Source organism: Candidatus Pantoea multigeneris (genome assembly GCF_011752615.1).
GTDB lineage: Bacteria > Pseudomonadota > Gammaproteobacteria > Enterobacterales > Enterobacteriaceae > Pantoea > Pantoea multigeneris.
Genome location: NZ_VWXF01000004.1, coordinates 193,049 through 209,995 on the forward strand (window position 1 = coordinate 193,049; position 16,947 = coordinate 209,995).

At 54.4% G+C, this 16,947-nt stretch carries 12 protein-coding genes and 2 pseudogenes; 6 read left to right on the forward strand and 8 right to left on the reverse strand.

Annotated features, from left to right (window positions below; genetic code table 11):
- The first annotated feature begins 69 nt into the window (after positions 1 to 69).
- Positions 70 to 1,425 (forward strand): GntP family transporter, encoded by a 1,356-nt coding sequence (locus F3J40_RS11715; protein WP_017349105.1) that lies wholly within the window; start codon positions 70 to 72, stop codon positions 1,423 to 1,425.
- Between the two features lie 37 nt (positions 1,426 to 1,462).
- Here F3J40_RS11715 and F3J40_RS11720 read toward each other — a convergent pair whose 3' ends face one another.
- From F3J40_RS11720 to F3J40_RS11735, 4 genes are all read right to left on the reverse strand, one after another.
- Positions 1,463 to 3,085 carry a gamma-glutamyltransferase family protein gene (locus F3J40_RS11720; protein ID WP_167014797.1) on the reverse strand — a complete coding sequence of 541 codons (1,623 nt, stop codon included), beginning with the start codon at positions 3,083 to 3,085 and terminating at the stop codon, positions 1,463 to 1,465.
- Between the two features lie 118 nt (positions 3,086 to 3,203).
- Complete coding sequence (locus tag F3J40_RS11725; protein WP_167014799.1) at positions 3,204 to 4,076, reverse strand: AEC family transporter; 873 nt, start codon at positions 4,074 to 4,076, stop codon at positions 3,204 to 3,206.
- A gap of 77 nt (positions 4,077 to 4,153) precedes the next feature.
- On the reverse strand, positions 4,154 to 5,608 hold the full coding sequence (locus F3J40_RS11730; RefSeq protein ID WP_167014801.1) for a Sapep family Mn(2+)-dependent dipeptidase: 1,455 nt from the start codon (positions 5,606 to 5,608) through the stop codon (positions 4,154 to 4,156).
- An 86-nt stretch (positions 5,609 to 5,694) separates the two neighbouring features.
- Entirely contained in the window at positions 5,695 to 6,897 is a 1,203-nt protein-coding gene (locus tag F3J40_RS11735; protein WP_167014803.1) for an alpha-hydroxy acid oxidase, read from the reverse strand.
- Between the two features lie 169 nt (positions 6,898 to 7,066).
- Here F3J40_RS11735 and F3J40_RS11740 point away from each other — a divergent pair, with 169 nt between their 5' ends.
- Positions 7,067 to 7,375, forward strand: a complete 309-nt coding sequence (locus F3J40_RS11740; protein ID WP_167014805.1) for a hypothetical protein — start codon at positions 7,067 to 7,069, stop codon at positions 7,373 to 7,375.
- A gap of 22 nt (positions 7,376 to 7,397) precedes the next feature.
- On the opposite strand, the gene F3J40_RS11745 is transcribed toward F3J40_RS11740, so the two are convergent.
- On the reverse strand, positions 7,398 to 8,057 hold the full coding sequence (locus F3J40_RS11745; protein WP_167014807.1) for a DUF1345 domain-containing protein: 660 nt from the start codon (positions 8,055 to 8,057) through the stop codon (positions 7,398 to 7,400).
- Positions 8,058 to 8,276: 219 nt separating this feature from the next.
- A pseudogene (locus F3J40_RS11750) lies at positions 8,277 to 8,493 on the reverse strand (aldo/keto reductase); the annotation flags it as partial.
- A 371-nt stretch (positions 8,494 to 8,864) separates the two neighbouring features.
- Here F3J40_RS11750 and F3J40_RS11755 point away from each other — a divergent pair.
- Together F3J40_RS11755 and F3J40_RS11760 are read left to right on the forward strand one after the other, a co-directional pair.
- Positions 8,865 to 9,263 carry a hypothetical protein gene (locus F3J40_RS11755; RefSeq protein ID WP_167014809.1) on the forward strand — a complete coding sequence of 133 codons (399 nt, stop codon included), beginning with the start codon at positions 8,865 to 8,867 and terminating at the stop codon, positions 9,261 to 9,263.
- On the forward strand, positions 9,248 to 10,009 hold the full coding sequence (locus tag F3J40_RS11760) for a hypothetical protein (protein ID WP_167014811.1): 762 nt from the start codon (positions 9,248 to 9,250) through the stop codon (positions 10,007 to 10,009). Before F3J40_RS11755 ends, F3J40_RS11760 begins: the two co-directional genes overlap by 16 nt.
- A gap of 132 nt (positions 10,010 to 10,141) precedes the next feature.
- On the opposite strand, the pseudogene F3J40_RS11765 reads toward F3J40_RS11760, so the two are convergent.
- Positions 10,142 to 10,309, reverse strand: a pseudogene (locus F3J40_RS11765) (aldo/keto reductase); the annotation flags it as partial.
- 26 nt (positions 10,310 to 10,335) lie between these two features.
- Positions 10,336 to 11,187: an aldo/keto reductase gene (locus tag F3J40_RS11770; protein WP_167014813.1), complete on the reverse strand. Its 852-nt coding sequence runs from the start codon at positions 11,185 to 11,187 to the stop codon at positions 10,336 to 10,338.
- 339 nt (positions 11,188 to 11,526) lie between these two features.
- Between F3J40_RS11770 and atzF the strand changes: the two genes are divergently transcribed.
- Both atzF and uca read left to right on the forward strand, forming a co-directional pair.
- Positions 11,527 to 13,323, forward strand: a complete 1,797-nt coding sequence (gene atzF, locus F3J40_RS11775; protein WP_167014815.1) for an allophanate hydrolase — start codon at positions 11,527 to 11,529, stop codon at positions 13,321 to 13,323.
- 2 nt (positions 13,324 to 13,325) lie between these two features.
- Positions 13,326 to 16,943, forward strand: a complete 3,618-nt coding sequence (gene uca / locus F3J40_RS11780; protein WP_167014817.1) for an urea carboxylase — start codon at positions 13,326 to 13,328, stop codon at positions 16,941 to 16,943.
- Positions 16,944 to 16,947 lie beyond the last annotated feature (4 nt).

Sequence of the window (16,947 nt, forward strand, 5' to 3'; positions counted from 1 at the left end):
ACCTCTGCCTACACCAGGGCGCTCTGTACCCGATTGATTATAAAACGATAATGATACCCGAGGTTTACCATGTCCACAGCGTTGCTATTAACCATCGCGACCGCCAGCATATTTATCCTGCTGTTGTTGGTCATTAAAGCAAAAGTCCATCCGTTTGTTTCATTGTTAATTGTGAGTTTGTTAGTGGCCCTCGCCACTGGCATTCCGACAGATAAGATCATGGAAGTGATCATGAGTGGCATGGGTAATTTACTCGGCCATATCGCGATTATTATCGTGCTGGGGGCGATGCTGGGCGCAGTGATCGAAGCCTCCGGCGGTGCGGAATCGTTGGCACAGCGTTTCAGCAAGTCGCTCGGTATTAAGCGCACCATTGCGGCGCTGACGATGGCGGCATTTATTCTTGGCATTCCGGTGTTCTTTGAAGTGGGCTTTATCATCGTGATCCCACTGATTTACGGCTTCGCCAAAGTGGCACGCGTCTCGCCGATCAAGTTTGGTTTGCCGATGGCGGGCGTGATGCTGACGGTCCACGTGGCATTGCCGACGCACCCAGGGGCTGCGGCGGCGGCGGGGATTTTACATACCGACATGGGCTGGCTGATGCTGTTGGGCATTGCGGTATCGATTCCCGTGGGTGCAGTGGGTTACTACGTCGCTAAAGGGATGAACCGTCGTAACTATCAGCTCTCGGTGGAAGTGCTGGAGAACCTGCAACTGGCGAAACCGGAAGGTGTGGTAGAGAAAGATCAGCCTAAACCACCGGGTGCGCTGACGATTGCTGGCCTGATCGTTATCCCGATTCTGTTGATTGTGCTGGGAACGGTTTCTCACTCGGTGTTAGCCGAAGATTCTGTACTGCGTAAAGTGATGACCGTTATTGGCACACCACCGATTGCTCTGCTGATTGCGCTGGCACTGGCAGCATGGCTGTTGGGTGTGCGTCGTGGCTGGAGCAAAGACAAACTGGAAGATTTGACGGGGCGTGCGATTCCGGGTTCCGCCAGTGTGATTCTGGTTGCGGGTGCAGGCGGTGCCTTCGGTAAGGTGCTGGTGGAGTCTGGCGTGGGTAAAGCGCTGGCCGTCACGCTGGAAACGCTGCACCTGCCTCTGGTACCCGCTGCATTTATCCTCTCTCTGGCGCTGCGTGCTTCACAGGGTTCTGCAACGGTAGCCATTCTCACCACCAGCGGGCTATTAACCTCAGCGGTGAGCGGTGTCAACGATATGGAGCGCGTGCTGGTGACGCTGGCGGCCTGTTTTGGTGGCCTCGGTCTGTCACATGTGAACGATGCAGGTTTCTGGGTCGTGACCCGTTACCTCGGCCTGTCTGTGGCCGATGGCCTGAAAACCTGGACCGTACTGACCACGATCATGGGCATTACCGGTTTCGCCCTGACCTGGCTGTTGTGGGCTTTCCTCTAAGTGTTTTCCACGTCCCTGCCTGATGGCAGGGACGACGTTAAAATCCGACGGCCTGCCCGTCACGTCGGCTGTCACTGGCCGCAACATAGCCATGCTCAGGGTCCTGTGACAATCGCCAGATAAACTGCCCTGAACCAAAGTCCATGTAACTGTCATAGACTGACTTTAATTCATGTCCCTGTTGACGCAAGACGTCTCCCACCGCAGGGTCAAACCCCTGTTCCAGATCGAGCGTGAAATCCCGATTAACCTTCCAGCGAGGGGCATCGCAGGCGGCCTGTGGTTGCTGTTGATAATCCAGCATTCGCACCAGGGTTTGCACATGACTCTGTGGTTGCATGTCTCCGCCCATCACCCCGAAGCTCATTTGTGGCTGGCCGTCCTTAAACAAAAAACCGGGGATGATGGTGTGGAAGGGGCGCTTCCCGGCGGCTAAAGCATTTGCGGATTTAGGATCGTTTGAGAAGCCCGCACCGCGATTCTGTAAGCTGATACCGTATTCCGGCACCACGACACCGGAGCCGAATCCCATGAAATTTGACTGGATAAAAGAGACCATCATGCCGCTTTCATCTGCGGTGGTGAGGTAGACGGTTCCGCCGCTGGCAGGCATACCCGGTTGGGGCCGTGCAGCCTGGTGTAAATTAATTTGCCTTGCTCGTCGGGCCAGATAGTCAGATTCCAGCATTTGCTCGGGTGTGATGTCCATACTGCGTGGATCGGCGACGTAGCGATATAAGTCGGCAAAAGCGAGTTTCATCGCTTCGATTTGCAGATGCTGTGAGGCCGCACCATCCAGCGGCAGACTCCTGAGATCAAAGTGCTCCAGAATTCCTAGCGCCATCAGGGCTGCAATCCCCTGGCCGTTTGGCGGTAGCTCAAACAGGTCATAACCGCGATAGCGCTGACCGATCGGATTCACCCACTCCGGCTGATAACCCGCCAGATCTTCCAGCGTTATCTGTCCCCCGGTTTTTCTTGCCCAACTGACTATCGCTTCCGCTGCTTCCCCTTGATAAAAATCGCGGTAGCCACGATCGGCCAGAAGCCGCAGTGTTCTGGCAGCACCCGGCATCACAAACTTCTCGCCGGTGCGCGGTGCGCGCCCATCAGGTAAAAACGTTTCCGCATAACCGGGTTGATCCGCCAGCAGTGGGGCGGCGGCCTGCCACTTTTGCGCCACCCGTGGGGCGATGGTGACTCCGCGCTCAGCGATTTCACAGGCAGTTTCCATTAGCCGGGAAAACGGCAACCGGCCAAAGCGATGATGCAGCGCACCCCAGGCTGCCACCGCACCGGGAATGGTGACGGTGTCCCAACCGCGCTGTGGCAATTTTGCCAGGTCCTGGTCATCTCTGCCGTAACGTTGTGCAAACCTTTCCAGCGACCAACTGGCTGGGGCGGGACCAGAACTGTTAAGACCATGGAGCTGCTTGCCATCCCAGACCATGGCAAAAGCATCGCTCCCCAGCCCGTTTGAGACGGGTTCAACCACCGTAAGCGTTGCGGCTGCGGCGATCGCAGCATCGACGGCGTTGCCGCCACTGAGCAGAGCACGAGTCCCCGCTTGTGCCGCCAGAGGGTGAGAAGTCGCAACCACATTACGGGCGAATAACGGGGTACGTACGGAGGGATAGGGATTTTCCCAGTTGAATGCCATGCATGAATCTCCACATCAGTTGCCCGCACCGTTGTTCTGCGCAGGATTGCAGGCAGTAAAACGGCTTTACGCCTGAGCGGAAAACAAATAAATCTGCTGAGTTAATGCAAGATCAAGCTTAGGCCGCCAGCAGCCGGGCGCCAATAATCGCCAGCGAGTACAGCGCAATCGCCACCAGGCTAATGCAGGTACCGCAAGTGATCATACTGGCAGAGCGACCGGTGCCGAGGTAGTGAGTTTCCAGCACGATGATATTGGCGGCAGGCGGCAGCAGACAGAATAGATAGAGCACGGCAGCGTTATCGGTTATCAGTGCGAAATGACCGATGCGGGCGCAAACATAAAGCAGTGAAACAAGAACAAACACGGCAGCGGCACGTTGCAGAAAGGCTTTCAGTTCCACGCCGATATTGCCTCGGTTCAAGGGCGTTTTTGCCAGCCAGATACCCAGCACCGCCATACCCAGGAAACTCATCAGAAATTTGGCGAGCTGATAAATACCGCCAACGTGTTGGGTTATCCATGGGCCAACAGGAATCAGAAGAATACCAATAGCCAGTGCAATGACAGGCGGCGTCTGTACGATTTTTTTCAGGCTAAAAGCATCACTGGCAAGCATGCTGGCACCCAGCGAATTACCGACTAAAGAGCTGCCAACATAGGCGGCAATAATAATCGCTGCGGCATCATTGCCAAACAGGGCGCTGGCAATTGGCAGGCCCAACCAGCCAATATTGAGATAGGCAAAGCACAACGCTTTCACTGCATCGCCCCAAAGCCAGCGGGCCAGCATCAGCATCAATACCATCGCCAGCGCGGTCACGACAATAATGCCTGCCATGCTGCTGAAGTGGGTGGAGAGATTGTAGATGATGACCAACGGAATAATAAAACGCGTTAATAGCCAGGAGGCGGGGGTTTTTACATTCCAGTGGGTTTTACCGCAGAGCCAACCCAGCAGCAAATAGACCAGTGGTAGTAGCATTGTCATGATGTTTACCTGAATCCGTGGAGAGTGTCTTTATCCTGTGCTCATCACTTCATCATATTTTTGCGGTGAAATCTGCCTTATTTTTGGCGGTGATGGTGTAACCATCCATCCAGCCGAATTAACGCAATCACATAGTGAGGTAAAGCCTGCAACAGCGAGGGCAGATGGAGAGTTTCATCTGCCGCATGGGGGAAACCGTGGCCCGGCGGGAGAAAGTCAGGGGTGTTTTCGGCGGTTGGTTGATAACCGGGACCGAAAGTTATCGCGCGGGGGAAAACTTTCGAGTAGGTCAAACCGCCCATGGCATAGCTGGGGTCATCACGTCTGCTGAGCGCATTCCAGCTCTCTTGCAACAGTGAAATAACCGGATGGTTCGCTGGCAGATAAAACGGCGCGCTATCCTCCCATTGATCTTCCAGAACCAGTTCAGAGCCTGCAATTTGCGCTTTTATCCGCGCGATAATCTCTTCGCCTCGACAGGAGACGGGATAACGAATGTCGCAGGTGATGCGTAACGTCCCTGGACCATCACCTTGCCATAATCCGGCGTTAAGCGTCAGTTTGCCTGAAGCCTCGTCTTCCAGACTGAGATTAAAACCGGCACCGTAGGGTGAGGCAAACAGGCTGACGAGTTGGTGTGCCAACTGCTGTTCCCGCACGGGTAAATAGTCCAGTAATAGTGGGGCGCTCAGCAGTCGTAATGCGGCGTTGGTGGAACCCTCAGGCCATGCGGCATGTCCGCCACTGCCTTGGGTACACATAACATTGTGTGACAATGTCACGTCATGATGTCTGTTTTGTTGTTGAGCGGCGAGTTGCTTTATCCTTTCCTCGTCGACGATCAACTCGGCGTTGGCGGGAATGGAATTACTGGCGTTGCCTGCGCGAATGGCAGCCAGTTCGCCGGCATTTTCCAGCCGCAGGGTAAAGGTCAGCTGTCCTTTTTGCGCATGATTCACCGGAAAAAAGCCATCGGTGACCAGTGAATACTCGGGTATCGCCGCGTGCTGCTGATACCAGATAAGGTCAGCCATCGTGGTCTCTTCAGCCACGCCATAAATCAACCGCAGGTTATGATGCAGCGGGATGTTAAGGTCACGCAGTAACCGCAGCAGATAGAGGTTCATCAGGGCCGGGCCTTTATTATCGCCAACGCCGCGTCCCGTCAGGAAATCTCCGTGTTGCGTGAGCTGGAACGGAGGAAATGTCCAGTTATCGCCTGCGGGCACCACATCCAGATGGGCGATCAATCCAATCTCGTACCGCTGTTGGCCGTAAACCACGGTTCCGGCATAGCCCTGGTGGTTCTCAGTGCGAAAGCCAGCCGTTTGTGCCTGAGCTAAGACTTCTTGCAACAGTGCGGCACATGCCGGGCCGAACGGGGCACCAGGTAGAGCCAAATCGGCGCGGCTGACGCTGGCATGAGCAATCCAACCGGCGAGATCGGCAATAAACTGTGGACGATGCTGGTTGATCCACTGATCAATCAGCGGCAGTAACGCCTTTTCGGATGGACTAAGCGCAGCAGGCATCGGTCATCTCCCCGACAAATACGGATACCTGAAGCATAGTTGCTGACCTCGCTAGCTAGGTGAAAGATAGATGACGATCTCAGGACTTAACGCACCGGCACTAAAATATCCGGGCTGAGTTCACTCACGTTATTCAGCCCGTTGAGTGCCAGTGTGGTTTCCAGTTCACGGCGAAGTATGGAGAGCGCCTGCGTCACGCCAGCAGTACCAGCAGCCGACAAGCCGTACAGCGTTGCTCGCCCAGACAGGACAGCATCGGCACCCAGCGCGAGGGCGATCGCTATGTCGCTGCCGCGTCGAATGCCGCTATCAATAAAGATCGTCAGATCTTGCTGCACCGCCTGGCGGATCGCCGGTAGAACCTCCAAAGGCGACACCACCTGATCGAGCTGTCTTCCGCCATGATTAGTGACCACAATGCCATCCACGCCTTTATCACGCGCGATAAGTGCATCTTCCGGGCGCAAAATGCCTTTCACCACCAGTTTTCCCGGCCAGAGGGTGCGGATGTACTCAATATCTTTCCAGCTTAAGCCTGGGTTTTTATGCTGATTGATCCAATGCGCCACATCCTGAAGGGTTTGTTTACCCGGTTCGAGGAACTCCAGCAGGTTTACAAAATTGGGGCGCTTGCGATTACGCAGCATGCGCAGTCCCCAGGTGGGGTGCAGCAGCATATCCAGTTTGCTTCTGAGGGAGAGATTTTTTGGCGAGCTGTAATTTTTGCGATCCCAGCTGCGGTTGCCGGTAACTGGTAAATCCGTCGTCACCACCAGCGTTTCACTGCCACACTCTTGCGCTCGTGCAATCAGCCTGGAGTAAATATCTGGCGTGCCGTAGCAATAGAGCTGGAACCAGTGGCGCAATCCCGGTACTGCGGCGACATCGGCAATGGATGACATCGACACCGTGCTTTGTGTCATAGGCACGCCCGCCAGCGCAGCGCCTTCAGCGAGACGCATATCGCCATCGGGCCAGAACAGCCCGGCCAGGCCTGTAGGGGCGATTGCCAGCGGCAGTTCCGCCTGCTTGCCGAACAGCGTTATCCGTGTATCGGGATGGGAGACATCACGTAGCGTATAGGGAGAGAAGCGCTGCTTGCTGAATACGTCGAGGTTGTGACGCAAAGTGATCTCGTCATCTGCGCCCCCGGCAATATATTCATAAACGAAATTGGGCAGCTGTTTCTGCGCCAGATGCTGTAAATCACTCAGGGTCGTGGCCTGGCGGATATCTGTGCCGCTAAAGCGTTTGCGACGACGGTTAATTTCAAGGTATCGGTTATGCATGCTAAATGTGATGTCGGGAATCAAGGCAGATACTTTAGCGGTGACCGTCCTGTCTTATTAAGATGAATAAACGCAAAGAATATTCATTGAGCGGCGTTGGGTTTTACCGCACGGTTTTTGCAGTAACTGCGCTACACTGTGGTGGTGATCCCCCTGGAGTGAAAACGTAATGAACGACAAGAAAATGATTTCCATCGATCAGTTCACCCCCGATGAACGCCTGGTCGTTGAAGAGACGCTCAACGGGCTGGTGGAGAAATTCCGTCAACGCAGTGGCAAGGAGCCAGACGACAAAAAACGTAAAGAGCTGAGTGCCGAAGCAAGGCAACAGGTCATGACAGTGAAGCTGGCAAAAGAGAAAGCGGCCGCAGAGAAAAAGAACAAGCCGGTGCGTAAGAAAAAACCTGCCTCACTGGCGGCAAGTGAAGTCTCTGACTTTAGCTGGTCCGCTTCCATTAATAAGGGGCGCCGCCAGTAATCCTCTACATCGGGCTGGCCGGTCAACTGAGCAAACCGGCCGCCACATTGACGGACAGCCCAAGGATCGCAAGATTGAAGACAAAAGAGACCACCGATTGCAGCAGGGTGATTCTGCGTATGTCACGCGAGCCTGTTGCCACATCAGCGGTTTGTGAAGCCACCGCAATGGTAAAAGCGTAATAGAGAAAGTCCCAGTAATTGGGATCTTCTGGATTCTCCGGGAAGCGCAGTGGCACCACATTTTTACTGCGGTGCAGGTAATGATGGTGCGCGTAATGAATGGCAAAAGAGCTTGGTAGCAGCGTCCACGAAACAATTAACGTGGTGGCCGTCAGGACAATATGGAGCACGCGCGGCGTACCTGTTAATGATTTTAGCGATGAAAGCTCAAGTAATATCGCCAGCACGCTGACCAGGCAGGCCAGGATAATCACACTTAACACCAACGACGCGCTTTCATCCTGTATTCTGGCGATATGTTCAATATGCTCCGTTTTGGCATGGAGCATGCGAAACCACTGAGAAGCCAGATACAACCACGCCAGAACGTTCCAGCCAATCAGCAACCTTTGTAGATAGCCCAGTTTGTCTGGCAGCAGCAGGAAACAGAACACCCCAGCCAGAATCGCCAGGATAAGCCAGAGGCGGGCGTGCAGATGTGTCCTTAAAGAGGTGCGCATAAATTGATGCCATTGGAGATATCATCAATTAACTGTAGCGCCTCGTTTGGCAAACGGAAAACCTCCTGTGTCCAGTCTGTTTTTTGTTCTGGCGCGTTAGCGCACACATTCAACTTATTTTTACTACCCGAGTCGTAAGAAGTATCCACCCGCTTTTGCACTGATGATTGATCTACTACGTTACCGGGTATAACGGGGCTGCCTTTAACCAGTTCACCCAACAACTTCATTGGCGAAGCGTGGCACGGTGCTAGGGTAATCATCCTTTCTAAACGTTGTTCCTGGTTTAATTGCTCCCGTCTGAAAGCCATTTACCTAAGCGGCTGAAGGGAGCGAAACCAATGCCCAGCTCTTCCAGTAACGGCAGAATCTCCTATTCAGATTCATGTGATCGCATGGAGTATTCGCTTTGCAGCGCAGTGACTGGTTGTTCTGCGATGCTGCAAACTCCATTTACATCAGCTATCGTGATTAGCTGATACAGGAAACAAAACGTAAGATCCTTACCCACAACATTTAAGGTGCTGCGTTGTGTCATTGGGAGCGCGAAAGCCAGCGACTTTTCCGCTTTTTTAGACCTTTGAATTTGCGTGGTAAAATCTTATTGAACCTCAGTAATCTGTTTGTTCACTGGGGTTTAACGCACATTTACTTTGATCTTTTTTGAGTAATGGCGTATGTTTTGCGTGTAACAAAAAAATTTATTACTCAATTTATATGAAGACCTACGAAGCATACTCGTAGCCTCTAAATCCCCAAGTAGGGGGCGCCGAAATGCTGAAACATGCACTCGGCTAAGGTGGACACATGCGTGACTCTCTGAATTTAAAAGATTTTAAGCGCTCAATTCAGACTATTCGTGATTGCACGAGTGTCATTTCTACCCATTTGTTAAACGCAAAGACGGTACAAGTGCGCACGCTGGACAATGAGGCTTTAGAGCCACAGAACCTGCAATTCATCGTGACCTTCAAGGACGATGTTGAGAACGCTATTGCTCAAGTAAAACCACTTGCCGAAGCAATTGTTCTTAAGGGTCGTGTCCGTTTTACGGTGAAGCCATCTAAACAATACCCTGAGCTAGAATCTTATATGTCTATGTTCTCAGAGGTAATCGAATCTTCCATTCGCGAATTCCTAAATAAGCGTGATACTATCGGCGGCACCAATAATGCTAATGATAACGCTAAATGGCTCCTACACTAGTTCTAGGTTCTTCATTCGATAAAGACATAAGCAAGTTTGCCCACGAAGGGGAGACTTGCTTTGTTCGTTCTGGATATCTCTTCACCAACATTGCACTTTATAAGTTAACCCAACTTAGGCTTGTTGACCCCGAAGATGAGATTCATACCTATGTCACAATTGAGCGAGTGGGCGCAGCCGACGATGACTATGAAGCGATAACGGATGTCATTCTTGATATGAAAGATGACGCATCAGATGCGGAGATTGTAGAACATTTGTTGGGTTCAGGACTGCTTGATGAAGCTAAAAGTCAACCTGCAGGAAGAATAGCGCTACGCGATTATCATTTCACTGATGACGACGGCAAAGCAGTTGTTGCACCTCAAGTTGCTGGGGTGAAAGTTGAGCGATCGTTCCAACAACAGGGTTTGAGTAGTAGAGCTTACATTTTCTTGCTTAATTGGTTTGAGCACTTAGTCTGCGATGATGATCAAACAGTTCAAGGTGCTAAAATCTGGGCTGTCCGCCTTTATGATATTTGTGATGTGCGCATCTACAATGCAAAGGGGCAGGTATTTGAAGATCGTTTGAGTGATTTGGGTGTCGGCGCTAAAGGTTTCCTGCCTTGGAACAAAGGTATGTTGGTCGATTTAAGTGGCTGGACGCCGAATGAAATTCAGAAGAATGTACAAAAATTCATCGTTCTCATTATATCCCGCGATACCAGCCCTCAAGTCGGCTACTGTCTCCAGGAATTAAATTAACCCCGCTTCGGCGGGTTTTTTATTCCTAAAATTCAGATCATTGCCTACAAATTCGTCTTTACACCGTGTATTCACCACACTAGCCTAATAGGTACATAAGAAAACAACTTGTTTTCACCGAGTGATTGATGGCACTTCAGCGGTATCGAAGAATGTGACCCCACGCTCAACCGCTGCGCGAATGAGTTCGATAGCCTGACGGGTCTCGGTCGCTGGGCCATAGCCGTGACTTAAGCCCATGCAGCCGAGTCCAAGAGCGGATACTTCGAGTCCGGATTGTCCCAGATAACGTTTTTGCATTGAATAAAACCCCTTGCTATCGCGAGTTAAACATCAAGTTTGCGGCCAGTCAGCCATTCCACCATTGCCGGGTCGCGGTGAGAGAAAAAGGCGCTGGTTGCGGTGTCGAGGGCGGCAATTTGCAGCATATCTTCCGCACTGAGTGCAAAATCGAGAATGTTGATATTCTCTTCCATACGTTCTTTCCGCACCGTTTTGGCGAGTGAAATGATGCCCCGCTGGAAGATCCAGCGCAGTACCACCTGGCCCACGCTTTTGCCGTACTTTTGACCTATCGCAGTTAACACAGGATGCTGAAACAGACCATTTCTGCCTTCAGCAAACGGTGCCCAGGCTTCCGGCTGAATACCACGGCTTTGCATCCATGGTGCGGCGTGCAACTGCTGGTTGAAGGGGTTAACTTCAATCTGGTTTACCGCAGGAATCACCTTGTTGAAGGCCATAAGGTCGGCCAGTCGGTCTGGATGGAAGTTACTGACGCCGATAGCACGAATTTTGCCTGCCTGCTGTAGTTCTTCCATGGCGCGCCAGGCCCCATGCACATCGCCGTAAGGCTGGTGAATCAGATACAGGTCAACGTAGTCAAGTTGCAGCCGATTCAGGGAGCGTTCGAACTGGGCTTTAGCGCCCGCGTAATTTGTATCTTGCAGCCAAAGTTTGGTGGTGACAAAAAGCTCACTGCGTGCAATATCCGCCTGTTGCAGTGCCTTGCCGACCTGGGTTTCGTTCTGATAAGACGCGGCGGTATCGATCAGGCGGTATCCGGTATCGATGGCATCTATCACGGCGCGCTCGCATTCCGCGGCATCAGACATCTGAAACACACCAAAGCCCAGCAGGGGCATCTCAACACCATTGTTCAGTTTTACGGTTTGCATCGCGTTATCCTTTAGCTGTTGTGGAGAAAAAGCATAACGCGAAGTAATTTATTTGATTAGACAGGGTAATTAGCTAGGGTTTATTAGTTAATTTCATCAATTGTTCTGAAATTTGGTCACCAGCATTCTGCTGTGACGTCACCCGTATTCCGCCAGGATTATTACCGCTTTAAAGACTTCCCTTCAGCTTATTTTTGGTGCAACGGCTGCACCATTCTCTGACGATAATGCGTTCAATCCCGACTGCATAAATATAAAAACAATACAATTCAGTTGGTTAAAAAACTGGCAAGCCAATTGCAATACAAATCCCATCTTGTATACCAGTTGGAATTCATTATGGCCTCTACCTTTGGTTTGACCCTGAAAGACTGGCAACTGCTGTATCAACATCAACCTGAAGCGATCGGTAATGTGCTGGCCGCCCACCTTGACGCCATAGACACGCAAGACAATGCCTGGCTCTATCTCGCTACACCGGCGCAGTTACAGGCACAGATTGAGCCTCTGCTGGCGAGTTACCTGCGTAACCCGTCAGCGCTGCCGCTGTTTGGGGTGCCGTTTGCGGTGAAAGACAATATTGACGTTGCGGGCTGGCCCACCAGCGCAGCTTGTCCGGCTTTCACCTACACCGCTGAAGTCGATGCTTTTGTGGTAGCGCAGTTAAAAGCGGTGGGTGCGGTGGTGATAGGGAAAACCAACCTCGACCAGTATGCAACGGGGTTGGTGGGCACGCGTTCTCCATTTGGCGCAGTGAGCAACACCTTTAATCCTGACTATGTCAGCGGCGGTTCCAGCTCGGGTTCCGCCTCGGTGCTGGCGCGCGGTCTGGTTGGCTTCTCTCTCGGCACCGATACCGCCGGTTCGGGACGCGTACCGGCAGGCTTTAACAACATCGTTGGATTAAAGCCAACCAAAGGGTGGTTCTCTGCCAGCGGTGTGGTGCCTGCTTGTCGCCTGAATGACACCATCTCGGTGTTTGCTTTAACGGTTGAAGATGCCTTTGCCGTGGCGACTGCCGCAGGCGGCTACGACGCGGGTGATGCTTACTCCCGCAGCAACCCGCACACTGCGCCAGCCAGCTTTAAAGCGCAGCCCGATTTCGCTATCCCGGCCTCGCCAGAATTCTTTGGGGACCAGCAGGCCGAAGCGGCCTGGCTGGCAGCGCTAGAGCAACTGCAAGTGGGTGGTGCCACGCTGCACCCGATTGATTTCACCCCGTTCCATCGGCTTGCCGAACAACTCTATTACGGCCCCTGGGTGGCAGAACGCACCGTGGCGGTCGGCGAAATGATCAACCGCCCGGAAGAGATGGACCCGGTGGTGTATGGCATCGTCAGCAGCGGCCTGAAATACACCGCCGTCGAGGCTTATCAGGCTGAATACCTGCGTGCTGAGTTAACACGCCAGATCCAACACACGCTGGCGCAGTTTGATGCGGTTGTGGTGCCGACTTCTCCAACTATCCACACGCTGGAAGAGATGAAGCTGGAACCGGTGCACTACAACTCACACTTCGGCACCTACACCAACTTCACCAATCTCGCCGATCTCAGCGCACTGGCGCTGCCTGGCCCGTTCCGCAACGACGGCCTGCCTGCCGGGATCACCGTGATCGCACCAGCCTGGCAGGATCGCGCGTTGGCCGGTTTTGGCCTGCGCTGGCAGCAACAGATGGCGCTGACGTTAGGGGCCACCGGAAAAACTCTGCCGATCCAACCCGGCGCATTACCGGTTTCTACCGATCATGTACGCGTGGCGGTGGTTGGGGCGCACCTCACCGGCATGCCACTCAACTTCCAGCTCACCACCCGCAACGCCGTACTGGTGGAAGAGACGCAAACGGCCAACCACTATCGCCTGTTTGCTCTGCTTGATGGGCCGATCAAAAAACCGGGCCTGCTGCGAGGCGACAGCGGGGCCGCCATCACCGTGGAACTGTGGGATATCCCGCTGGCGCGCTTTGGTGAGTTCGTGGCGGAAATCCCGGCACCGCTCGGCATTGGCTCACTGACGCTGGCCGATGGCCGGGTAGTGAAAGGCTTTATCTGCGAACCGGCGGTGCTGTCACAGGCGCTGGAAATTACCGAATTCGGTGGCTGGCGCAACTGGCTGGCCTCTCAGGGGAGTAAATAACCATGTTCAGCACCGTTCTGATTGCTAACCGTGGCGAAATTGCCTGCCGCGCGATCCGTACCCTGAAACGCCTCGGTGTGAGAAGCGTCGCGGTCTATTCCGATGCAGACCGTAATGCACGCCATGTGAAAGAAGCCGATGTGGCGATTGCGCTGGGTGGCGATAAAGCCAGCGACAGCTATTTGCGCATCGATAAAATTTTGGCCGCCGCCAAAGAGACCGGCGCAGAAGCCATCTGGCCGGGCTACGGTTTCCTGTCTGAGAGCCTGCCATTTGCCGCCGCCTGCGAAGAGGCAGGGATTGCATTTGTTGGCCCGAACGCACAGCAGATTGGTGAGTTTGGCCTGAAACACCGCGCGCGAGAACTGGCCGCCAGCGCAGGCGTGCCGATGACGCCGGGTACGCCGTTACTGAACTCACTGGAAGACGCGCTTAGCGCCGCCGAAAACATCGGTTATCCCGTGATGCTGAAAAGCACGGCGGGCGGCGGCGGTATTGGCTTAACTCGCTGTGACGACGCTGATGCGCTCCGTAAAGCGTGGGAAAGTGTGCGTCGTCTCGGCGAACAATTCTTCAGTGACGCAGGCGTGTTCCTGGAGCGGTTTATCGACCGTGCGCGCCACGTTGAAGTGCAAATTTTTGGTGACGGCAGCGGCAAAGTGATCGCCCTGGGTGAGCGAGACTGTTCACTCCAGCGCCGCAATCAGAAAGTAGTGGAAGAGACGCCAGCGCCCAATCTTCCTCAGGCCACGCGTGAAGCACTACTGGCTTCGGCGGTGCGTCTGGGCGAGCTGGTGAGCTATCGCAGTGCCGGTACCGTGGAATACATCTACGACGCCGAACAGGACGCGTTCTACTTCCTCGAAGTGAACACCCGTTTACAGGTGGAGCATCCAGTGACGGAGTGTGTCACCGGCCTCGATCTGGTGGAGTGCATGCTGAAGGTTGCCGCAGGTGATGCCATTGACTGGGCGCGTCTGCAACAGGCACCCGCAGGCGCATCGATTGAAGTCCGTATCTACGCAGAAGATCCGCTGAAAAACTTCCAGCCGAGTCCAGGCGTGCTGACAGGCGTCAGTTTCCCGGAAGACGTGCGCGTGGATGGCTGGATCGATACCGGCACGGAGGTCTCGGCGTTTTACGATCCGATGATCGCCAAACTGATCGTTCACGCCGACACTCGTCAAGCGGCGCTGGCGAAAATGCAGCAGGCGCTGGATGCCACGCAACTGCACGGTATTGCCACCAACCTCGACTATCTGCGCCAGATTGTCGCCACGGAAGCGTTCCGCAGCGGCAAAGTGTGGACGCGTTTCCTCGACAGCTTTATGCCATCTGCCAGTGTGATTGAAGTGCTGCAACCGGGCACCTTCAGCAGCATTCAGGATTTCCCTGGCCGCCTTGGCTACTGGGATATCGGCGTCCCTCCTTCTGGCCCGATGGATGATTATGCTTTCCGCCTTGCTAACCGCATTGTCGGCAACCACGACAGCGCCGCTGGGCTGGAATTTACCCTTCAAGGGCCAACGCTGCGTTTTCACAGCGATGCGGTGATTGCCCTGGCCGGGGCTGATTGCCCGGCAGAACTGGATGGCGAGAGCCTGGATTACTGGCAGCCGGTCGGCGTTAAAGCAGGGCAAACCTTGGCCCTTGGCCGTGCTCAAAGTGGTTGCCGCACCTATCTGGCGGTGCGTAACGGTTTCGATGTGCCGGAATATCTTGGCAGCCGTTCTACCTTCTCTCTGGGGCAGTTTGGCGGCCATGCCGGTCGCACCCTGCGCGTCGCTGATATGCTGCCGATCTCTCAGCCACGGCTGGCCGCCTGTACCACGCCAGCGCCGGTGAGCGAACCACAAGCGCTGGATCGTGCTTTGGTGCCACATTACGGCACCGAATGGCGCATTGGTGTGCTGTATGGACCCCATGGCGCGCCAGATTTCTTTACCCAAGCCGCGATTGATGAGTTCTTTGCCAGTGACTGGCAGGTTCACTACAACTCTAACCGCCTTGGCGTGCGCTTAGTGGGGCCAAAACCGACCTGGACGCGTGCCAACGGCGGGGAAGCCGGGCTGCATCCTTCCAACGTTCATGACTGCGAATATGCGATTGGGGCCGTGAACTTTACCGGCGATTTCCCGGTGATTCTCACCCATGACGGCCCAAGTCTCGGCGGTTTCGTCTGTCCGGTGACCATTGCTAAAGCCGAACTGTGGAAAGTCGGCCAGGTAAAACCCGGCGACCGCATTCGTTTCCATCCGGTCAGTGCGGAAGAAGCGGTGGCACTTGAAAAAGCGCAGGCTGAGTCGGTCGCCACGCTGCGCAGCCATCACGCCAGGTCGTTTGCTGTGCCGTCATTAGCGGCCACGGCGTTCGGCTCCGCAACCTTGCTGGCCGCACTGCCCGCCGCAGACACCACGCCTGCTGCCGTCTATCGGCAGGCCGGGGATAAATACGTGCTGATTGAGTATGGCGATAACGTACTGGATCTGGCGCTGCGCCTGCGGGTACACCTGTTAATGAAAGCGTTGAGTGAGCGCGCGGTGCCGGGTGTTGAAGAGCTATCGCCCGGTGTACGTTCATTGCAAGTGCGCTATGACAGCCTGATTCTCAGCCAAAAACAGCTAATGAATCTGCTGCTGGAACTGGAAGCGGGACTCGGCGATGTCAGCCAGTTGAAAGTCCCGTCGCGCGTGGTCTGGATGCCGATGGCATTTGAAGACAGCGCTACGCTGGGTGCCGTTGAGCGCTACCAGGAAACCGTGCGGACTACCGCGCCCTGGTTGCCCAACAACGTCGACTTTATTCAGCGCATCAACGGTCTGGAGAGTCGTGAAGCGGTACGCGACACGATTTTCGATGCCAGCTATCTGATCCTCGGACTGGGCGATGTCTATCTCGGTGCGCCTTGCGCGGTACCGATCGACCCACGCCATCGCCTGCTCAGTTCCAAATACAGCCCGGCACGTACCTTTACCGCCGAAGGCACGGTCGGTATTGGCGGGATGTACATGTGCATCTACGGCATGGACTCTCCCGGCGGTTATCAACTGGTGGGCCGCACGCTGCCGATCTGGAACAAATTCCTTAAAAACGATCAGTTCGCGGCGGATGAGCCCTGGCTGCTGCATTTCTTCGATCAGGTGCGCTTCTATCCGGTGACGGAAGATGAGCTCACCCAACTGCGCGATGACTTCCGCGAGGGGCGCGCCACGGTGCGCATCGAAGAGACGCTGTTTGATTTTGCTGCTCACCAGCAGTTCCTGACGGAAAACGCCGACTCGATTGCCGACTTCCGTCAGCGTCAGTCTGCCGCTTTCGAACAGGAAGTGATGCTGTGGGCGCAGGAAGAGCAGAACGCGCCGCTAACCCGTGAAGAGACGCTGGTTGCACCACAAGCCGATGACGATGCGTTGGCAGTGTGCGCGGATATGAACGGCAATATCTGGAAAGTGCTGGTGCAGCCGGGTGATGCGGTGGAAGCCGGTCAGACGCTGATCATCGTTGAAGCCATGAAGATGGAACTGGCCATTGTCGCGCCGCAGGCTGGCACGGTGAAACGCATTGCCTGCCAGTCCGGGCGTCCGGTGAGTCCGGGCGACACCCTGTTGTGGCTGGAATAAGGAG

Bases quoted from the DNA above. Each gene is read 5' to 3' on its own strand.
- F3J40_RS11755 (WP_167014809.1), top strand. From the start codon at position 8,865: ATGCGTGACTCTCTGAATTTAAAAGATTTTAAGCGCTCAATTCAGACT.
- F3J40_RS11730 (WP_167014801.1), bottom strand. From the start codon at position 5,608: ATGCCTGCTGCGCTTAGTCCATCCGAAAAGGCGTTACTGCCGCTGATT.
- F3J40_RS11715 (WP_017349105.1), top strand. From the start codon at position 70: ATGTCCACAGCGTTGCTATTAACCATCGCGACCGCCAGCATATTTATC.
- F3J40_RS11740 (WP_167014805.1), top strand. From the start codon at position 7,067: ATGAACGACAAGAAAATGATTTCCATCGATCAGTTCACCCCCGATGAA.
- F3J40_RS11720 (WP_167014797.1), bottom strand. From the start codon at position 3,085: ATGGCATTCAACTGGGAAAATCCCTATCCCTCCGTACGTACCCCGTTA.
- atzF (WP_167014815.1), top strand. From the start codon at position 11,527: ATGGCCTCTACCTTTGGTTTGACCCTGAAAGACTGGCAACTGCTGTAT.
- uca (WP_167014817.1), top strand. From the start codon at position 13,326: ATGTTCAGCACCGTTCTGATTGCTAACCGTGGCGAAATTGCCTGCCGC.
- F3J40_RS11760 (WP_167014811.1), top strand. From the start codon at position 9,248: ATGGCTCCTACACTAGTTCTAGGTTCTTCATTCGATAAAGACATAAGC.
- F3J40_RS11745 (WP_167014807.1), bottom strand. From the start codon at position 8,057: ATGCGCACCTCTTTAAGGACACATCTGCACGCCCGCCTCTGGCTTATC.
- F3J40_RS11770 (WP_167014813.1), bottom strand. From the start codon at position 11,187: ATGCAAACCGTAAAACTGAACAATGGTGTTGAGATGCCCCTGCTGGGC.
- F3J40_RS11735 (WP_167014803.1), bottom strand. From the start codon at position 6,897: ATGCATAACCGATACCTTGAAATTAACCGTCGTCGCAAACGCTTTAGC.
- F3J40_RS11725 (WP_167014799.1), bottom strand. From the start codon at position 4,076: ATGACAATGCTACTACCACTGGTCTATTTGCTGCTGGGTTGGCTCTGC.